The following is a 6,216-nucleotide window of genomic DNA, read 5'->3' as shown; positions in this document are numbered from 1 at the left end:
TATTTATGCGCTGCGCTGTTTGCAGGGCATAAATCGCTTGTTGGACTTGGCCGCTGCCACATCCGTGTAAATGGGTATGAATAATGCTATAGGAATTTGCTTTTTTGCGGTAGCGATTTTTTATACAGTTTGATAGATAATCACTTGATATCGTTTTAGCTTTCTCATTCTTTTACGCTCACTTTCGACTGATTTTTGACCTTGGTTGACAGCATTTTGAACCCAGATTCAGGCTGACACTCACACCCTATCCCCTCATCGGCTTAACCCCATAAGGCTGGCTGCTTTTAGCTATCGGTCATTACGCTACGTCTGAAGGGAATGGTAATCCTGATATGTGAAAGATTGGACGGGGATGACTTCTAGGTTAAAAGTAACCTCATCACATTAGCTTTTCTTTAGACATAGCTTTATTCGCCCTACTTGCATTTTTAACTTTGAAACACGCTTTGGGGCAAATGTGTTTGTATTTGAATAGCGAATTATTTCGCATAGGTATCTGTCTGAACCTTTGATAAAATCCAATCAACGGGTTAGCAGTCTTGGTGGACAACCGTCTAACCCGCCAGCCCTCGCAAGAGGGCGTTCCTTCTAACCCATCCTATCCAGCAGTGCCATTTCGGCTTTTCTTAGCCAGAAGATGTAAGACTTTTTGCTGTCAAATCCCATTAAGGCCCACTGCTCTTTGCAGAGGTAATGGGCGCGAATGGCGCGTTTGCAGTTAAGGGATAACTGCTCAACGAGGTGGTCAAAATGGGCGACATGGGCAGGCACGTTGAGTTCGTGCTTTAAGTTGCCGCCGCCCAAGGCTTCACCTAAACGGTCGCAGGCGCTGCGGTTTGAAAACCCCTTGCCCAACTCTTGGTACACCCAATAACGGCCCCAGCGATACAGCCCTAACCGCAACGCCTTAATGTTCATCCTCTGCTCGGGTTCATCGCTAAAGCCCATTGGCCACCTCATTTATCTTCTCAATCGAAAGCTTAAACACATCAAGGCATATCGATGTCACATCGTCATAGGGCGCAGTAGTACGGCCATTTTCCCAACGTTGGTAAGTGTTGCGGCTAATGCCGTAAATCTCAGCCACTTCGTCTTGGGTCATGCCCCGTAAACGGCGCCCTACTTTCAATACATCTGCGGCGCGATTAGCCATAAATCCTCCTGCGTGAAGTCCATAACCCACTCGTTCTATTTGTTATTGTCATCGTCATAACCACCCTACTAACATTGGCTCGTCCGGCTCAGTGGTCGATTGGCGCATAATCTCGGGCGCCACATCATCAAACCCTAGCGTGATTAAGTGTGCATGGTAGGCATCCAACGCCATCAACATGCCTTTATCTAAGGTGCTGTTAACGTATGTGCGCAGCAGCAATGGCAAGGTGTGATTCAAAATTCGCTCACCCACCATGGTATCTACGCCCATATCCGCGATAATGGTGCGGCATAGTTTGCGAAGCGCATGGGAGGTAAACGCCTTAAACCGAATCGTCTCACTCCAATACTGCGCGGTGCGAATACTCACTGGCCCCACTTCGCCTGGGAACAAAAACGCCCGCTTGCCCACATGCATGTATTGCCACTGGGCGTAATGGGTTATCAGCTTCTTGGCTGTGGGCGTCATGGGCAGTCGGTGCTCTTGGCGGTTCTTGGCATTCTCGGCGGGAATAAACCAGTAATCACCGGCAAAGTGGTCCCATCTGGCTAAACGGGTTTCACCGATGCGGGTACCGAACATCAACATCAGCACAAACAACATCGCCACCGGTCTTGCTGCATTCCGTAGGGCGCTAAATAACGGGCCCACGTCCGACTCGCTTAATTGCGTGCCCACCAAAGGTGGCATCTTCAAACTCATTTGCACCCGATACCCCGCCAAGCTATTGCTGTCTAACACCCGTAAATCTGCCGCAACCGATAACGCCCGCTTTAATACTTTCACCGCCGCTTTGATGTAATTAGCCGAATAGCCTTGCGCCAACATGGGTTTGATTAAATAACTGTCCACTGCGATAAAGTTCAGCTCATTGAGTGGTAACTCACCAAAGCAGCCGCTGAGATGTTTACTCACTAACGATTTACAGTTACTGCGCCAGCTGTTGCTTAAGGTGCGGTTGCATTCCACATGGCTCACAAACCACGCCAACAATTGCGCGACCGTGGCAAACTCGTTGCTGATGACCGTTTGGCCCATGCTGCGTTTGGCGAGCAAACTGGGTAACTCCGCTAAAAAGGTCTTCAAGCACATCACTGGCCACACGCCCTGCTTTTGCCACACGGTTTTGCCCGCTTCGTTCATCACTAAATACACCGAGGCTTGGCGTCTATCGGTCGAGGCCCGTAACCGCACCGCCGGAAACTGCGTGTCCCGAAAGTCCCGCGTTATCCCTGCCCGCAACCAACGGCGCAATACTGCATCGTTTAACTTGCCTTGCTCTACGCCTGTTGCTGTCACAATCTGCGCCATCTAGCCCTCCAACCGATATTCAAAGGTGTGATGGGTACCCGAGCGTATGCGCTTCACTCGCTGGTTCATTGGCATATCCCGAAACCGCGCACTTAACGCTGTCTCGCTGTCGTGAACCCCAAAGCGGTTAAAGCTTTCTTGCTGGATTTCAAACAGGGTCCAAAACCGTTTGCCGGTGATGATGCGCATTAAGCGTTCGCGCTGGGTCAGTGGTTTAGTCGCCATCGTTTGCCCCCTTAAGCCCAAGGTTTGTTCGTAGCGTGGCAATAATCGATTTCGCCTTGGCCGCCTCAGTAGGCCGCGTCACCGTTTCGGGCAGTGCCTTTGGCAATTCAACATCGGTCAACTCGCCACGGCTAAAGCGTCTGCATAACACTGTGTAATTGCGCTCAAACGTCATCAACACGTCCTTTTCGAGCCCAGTCGCAAACATCCAACTGCCTGTCTCACGTACCGCTAAACGCACCACATCATGGCTCCACGTATGCTTATCAGGGTGATGGTAATGGCGGGTTGCCTCCTTGAACGCGGCTTCCAACTTGGGCAGCCCTAAATCACAGGCTGTCGGTTGGCACCAAAGCGCAAACTGGCGCGGTGTCGGCCAAAACTGCCTATCGCCCTGCTCGCGTCTGGCGCGATTCAGCCCCGCTTGCACTTGCTCGCGGCTGGCAATCCCCTGCGCAGCCAAGGTTTTTAGCCACTCGGCTTTGTGAGTCGCTTCATCCTCAGGCCGCGGCGCACTCACGGGGAACAACACCCGCAGCTTGCTAAACACGCTGTCCACAATCGCCATGTCCATTGCCGTGGGCTCAGGTTGGCTAACACGTCCCTGCCCAACCAGCGGCTGGCGGATTAAGGTTTGCAGTGATTTCATGCTCGCATTTTGGTTGGCTGTCATATCAAGGGGTCCTCTGGGTCATATACCGCATAACTCCAATCCACTTGCCCAACCGCGGTACCCATCGGTCTTGGCAACGGCGTTAGCCAATGGCGTTCGCGGATAAACTTGGTAATGCCGAGCACAAACTGGCCGTTCGCACTAAAGCCCCAACTCGCATCCTGCGCCGCAGCGTCCTTCAACCAGCTCACCGCCAGCACGCAATCGGCGTCGGTCAGCTTTTCGGCCTTCCACGCTTTCCACGCAGCCGCATCCGTCCCGCCTTTGCGATGGGCGGGATAGGCTTTGAAAAACGCATTGAAAACCGACTTAGCACTCGTTGCTGGACAAGAGTCTTTTAAAGATTCATTGATAGATTCAAGATTGATAGATTCTGGGTGAACCAGATTCACTAGGGGTGGTGAACCACGTTCACTAGCTGGTGAACCATATTCACTAGGGGGTGAACCTGCTTCACTAGGGGGTAGTGAACCACATTCACTAGGGGGCAAATCTGCGCCATTGGGGGATAGTGAATTTGCTTCACCCCCTAATACAGCGGCGTCTCCCTTGCATTTTGGCGCCATCGGCTCAAAACGAATGTGGAAAATATTGGTTGAGTTACCCTTCTCGCCCTTGCGATATTCGCGCCGTAAAAAGCCGTCGTCCTCCAACGTTTTTACGTGGTTCATTACACTGCGGCGGGTTATCTCACACTGCTCTGCAATGTTCTGGTAACTCGGCCAGCATTCGCCTTGGTCATTGGCGTTATCAGCCAGCTTGATCAACACCAGCTTACGCAGTGGATTACCCACCTTGGCCTTCATCGCTTTTACCATCAATTCCATACTCATAAGTCACCCCCAAACGGAGCAACCCACAAACTCGAATTGACGCAAACTCCATGCTTCAGTAACATGATATTGCCTCTCTTAGGTATTAAGCCCGCATTCGTCGCCAAACTTTAGCGGGCTTTCTTATGTCTACAACAACGGGATCAACTGCAATGCGCCCCGTTGCCCTCCGCTCGCTCGCCTTCACTGCCAAGCAAGTAAACCTCGTGCGCCAAGTTACTGCGCAACTGGCTAAAAAAATCACGCCGTTTAATGTGCGCGTTGCGGCTTTTCGCTATTGCACTCATATCAGCCGCGCCTACATCCACCGCCAATAGCGCAATAGAACGTTCCGCGCGTTGTTCTTCCATCAGTAGATAATTCATAATCCAATCAATGCTCACCGTCGGCAGCAGCAACTGCTTGCCACTGCCCAACAACACCTTATCCACTATGTCAGTCGCGATAACCGCCAAACGCTCGGGGCGACTATGCTGCAATTCATCGCAGCCCCTTAACACCTCAACCATTCGGCCCACCTGCGTTCGCCTAAACAACTCCGCCGTGGTATGCCCATGAAAACAGGCAATGTCTTTGCCCATGTTCACGCCACTTAACGGGGCCCGTTCAGAGGTCCCCGCGCTAAGCTCAGCCACATTAGGCTCAGTGCTATTAGGCATGTTCGACTTAGATTTAAGCGCCATCGCCTTAAGCATTAACTGCCTTGCTTGCATCATGAGTAACGTCACTTGCGCGGTTTCCATCTCGGTAAGCGCGGCCACGGCGGGCCCATCATCACTGCTAACTTGCCCATGCACCGAACACGCGGCGCCGCCCTCCAAACAACAAATTAAACATTCAGGATCAAACATCGTTATGCTCCTCACTTCATCTTAGGTATCAAGCCCGCATCGGTCGCCAAACTGTGGCGGGCAATTTGATAACGGCACTTTTTACGCGCCCAGTTATCACTTAACTGATTTGTGAACATGTCATTCACTCCTTCTTTCATTCCAACAAGTCGCTTCAACAAGTCGTTTCAACAAGTCATTTCAACAACTGCCACTTATGCCCATTGGCACACACAGCGCGTTTTGAGCCCGACTTGGTTTGCTTTAAAGCCAAACCGCACTGGCCACACGGCACATCAGCCACCCGCTTAAGCATCACCGCATTAATCTGTGCGCTGTGATTCGCACGTTTAGGCCGATACCCTAACGCCCGCGCCACTTTTACATACTCTTTCGCAATCCATTTGCCATCGGCTTCTAAGTGCAAACCGTCGCCGATCATGTCACCCAAGCGGATCAACTGCTGGTGCAGCTCAGTTTTAGCACTGGCGATAACATTGATGTTAAGGTTCGATTGCGGCATCGCGGTCACTTCTCGGCCGCGTATTGCGCCGCCTTACCGCCGTGACTCGCTAAATACGGGTACGCCAGCTCTAACGCCGCCATGCTCGCTTGCGTTGTTGCCGCCGACTCTTTTAACTCGCGGTGCGCCGCCACTAACTGCTCGCGCTTCGGCGCCGGACCCAAGTGGATCACCGCCACTTGCGCCTCGGCGTTCTCTTTGGTGAGCGACGCCGCCATATCGGCCACATGCAACACATGGCCATCATTCATGCGATCAGCAATGACCGTCACCCCAGTGCAACCAAACACATCGTTGAGATACTGCACCCGCAAATGCTCGGGCAGTGCCGCCACCAATGCTTGCTCAACATGAAACAAGCGGTCCGCCTGCGGATGTTGGCCCTCGTACTGGCCGAGCCAACGGAACAGCTTTTGCGCATTGATCCGCGCATCGTTGTGCACGTCTTGGCTGCTGGCAAAGCTAATCCCCTCCGCCGCCAAAACCTCGCTTAGCCCAAGGCGCTCAACCGCCTCAACAAAATCAATCGCCAGCGCAAAGCGCGTCATCTTGGGTAACTCCAACACCCGATGAATCGTTTTCATCAACAAATTCAAACGGCTATCTTTTTTACGTGAATTGGTTTTCATGCTAATAAGCCTCTCTCTGTTAACGTGTTAGAA

Annotated in this window: 9 protein-coding genes; all 9 read right to left on the bottom strand. The window is 52.0% G+C overall.

Annotation, left to right across the window (positions count from 1 at the left end; all coding sequences use genetic code 11):
- Positions 1-591: 591 nt before the first annotated feature.
- Positions 592-951 carry a hypothetical protein gene (locus Q4Q57_RS04540; protein ID WP_311889977.1) on the bottom strand — a complete coding sequence of 120 codons (360 nt, stop codon included), beginning with the start codon at positions 949-951 and terminating at the stop codon, positions 592-594.
- Positions 941-1,156 carry a helix-turn-helix transcriptional regulator gene (locus Q4Q57_RS04535; protein ID WP_006082023.1) on the bottom strand — a complete coding sequence of 72 codons (216 nt, stop codon included), beginning with the start codon at positions 1,154-1,156 and terminating at the stop codon, positions 941-943. The genes Q4Q57_RS04540 and Q4Q57_RS04535 overlap by 11 nt, the downstream gene beginning before the upstream one ends.
- Before the next feature lie 54 nt (positions 1,157-1,210).
- Positions 1,211-2,470, bottom strand: coding sequence for a tyrosine-type recombinase/integrase (locus Q4Q57_RS04530; protein WP_311889976.1), 1,260 nt, complete (start codon positions 2,468-2,470; stop codon positions 1,211-1,213).
- Entirely contained in the window at positions 2,471-2,695 is a 225-nt protein-coding gene (locus Q4Q57_RS04525; protein WP_006082025.1) for a hypothetical protein, read from the bottom strand.
- Positions 2,685-3,368 carry a replication protein P gene (locus Q4Q57_RS04520; RefSeq protein WP_311889973.1) on the bottom strand — a complete coding sequence of 228 codons (684 nt, stop codon included), beginning with the start codon at positions 3,366-3,368 and terminating at the stop codon, positions 2,685-2,687. The genes Q4Q57_RS04525 and Q4Q57_RS04520 overlap by 11 nt, the downstream gene beginning before the upstream one ends.
- Positions 3,365-4,201, bottom strand: coding sequence for a helix-turn-helix domain-containing protein (locus Q4Q57_RS04515; protein ID WP_311889972.1), 837 nt, complete (start codon positions 4,199-4,201; stop codon positions 3,365-3,367). The genes Q4Q57_RS04520 and Q4Q57_RS04515 overlap by 4 nt, the downstream gene beginning before the upstream one ends.
- 143 nt (positions 4,202-4,344) lie before the next feature.
- Positions 4,345-5,052, bottom strand: a complete 708-nt coding sequence (locus Q4Q57_RS04510; protein ID WP_311889971.1) for a hypothetical protein — start codon at positions 5,050-5,052, stop codon at positions 4,345-4,347.
- Between the two features lie 175 nt (positions 5,053-5,227).
- Positions 5,228-5,554 (bottom strand): hypothetical protein, encoded by a 327-nt coding sequence (locus tag Q4Q57_RS04505; RefSeq protein WP_311889969.1) that lies wholly within the window; start codon positions 5,552-5,554, stop codon positions 5,228-5,230.
- Positions 5,555-5,559: 5 nt separating this feature from the next.
- Positions 5,560-6,183 carry a hypothetical protein gene (locus Q4Q57_RS04500; RefSeq protein ID WP_311889967.1) on the bottom strand — a complete coding sequence of 208 codons (624 nt, stop codon included), beginning with the start codon at positions 6,181-6,183 and terminating at the stop codon, positions 5,560-5,562.
- Between the last annotated feature and the right edge of the window lie 33 nt (positions 6,184-6,216).

The organism is Shewanella sp. SP2S2-6 (assembly GCF_031931965.1).
GTDB classification, from domain to species: domain Bacteria; phylum Pseudomonadota; class Gammaproteobacteria; order Enterobacterales; family Shewanellaceae; genus Shewanella; species Shewanella baltica.
This window is presented reverse-complemented; position numbering and strand designations above follow the sequence as displayed.

What these genes read in the sequence shown, in the direction of transcription:
- Q4Q57_RS04510 (WP_311889971.1), bottom strand. Translation starts at nt 5,052, where the DNA reads ATGTTTGATCCTGAATGTTTAATTTGTTGTTTGGAGGGCGGCGCCGCG.
- Q4Q57_RS04500 (WP_311889967.1), bottom strand. Translation starts at nt 6,183, where the DNA reads ATGAAAACCAATTCACGTAAAAAAGATAGCCGTTTGAATTTGTTGATG.
- Q4Q57_RS04530 (WP_311889976.1), bottom strand. Translation starts at nt 2,470, where the DNA reads ATGGCGCAGATTGTGACAGCAACAGGCGTAGAGCAAGGCAAGTTAAAC.
- Q4Q57_RS04515 (WP_311889972.1), bottom strand. Translation starts at nt 4,201, where the DNA reads ATGAGTATGGAATTGATGGTAAAAGCGATGAAGGCCAAGGTGGGTAAT.
- Q4Q57_RS04535 (WP_006082023.1), bottom strand. Translation starts at nt 1,156, where the DNA reads ATGGCTAATCGCGCCGCAGATGTATTGAAAGTAGGGCGCCGTTTACGG.
- Q4Q57_RS04505 (WP_311889969.1), bottom strand. Translation starts at nt 5,554, where the DNA reads ATGCCGCAATCGAACCTTAACATCAATGTTATCGCCAGTGCTAAAACT.
- Q4Q57_RS04520 (WP_311889973.1), bottom strand. Translation starts at nt 3,368, where the DNA reads ATGACAGCCAACCAAAATGCGAGCATGAAATCACTGCAAACCTTAATC.
- Q4Q57_RS04540 (WP_311889977.1), bottom strand. Translation starts at nt 951, where the DNA reads ATGGGCTTTAGCGATGAACCCGAGCAGAGGATGAACATTAAGGCGTTG.
- Q4Q57_RS04525 (WP_006082025.1), bottom strand. Translation starts at nt 2,695, where the DNA reads ATGGCGACTAAACCACTGACCCAGCGCGAACGCTTAATGCGCATCATC.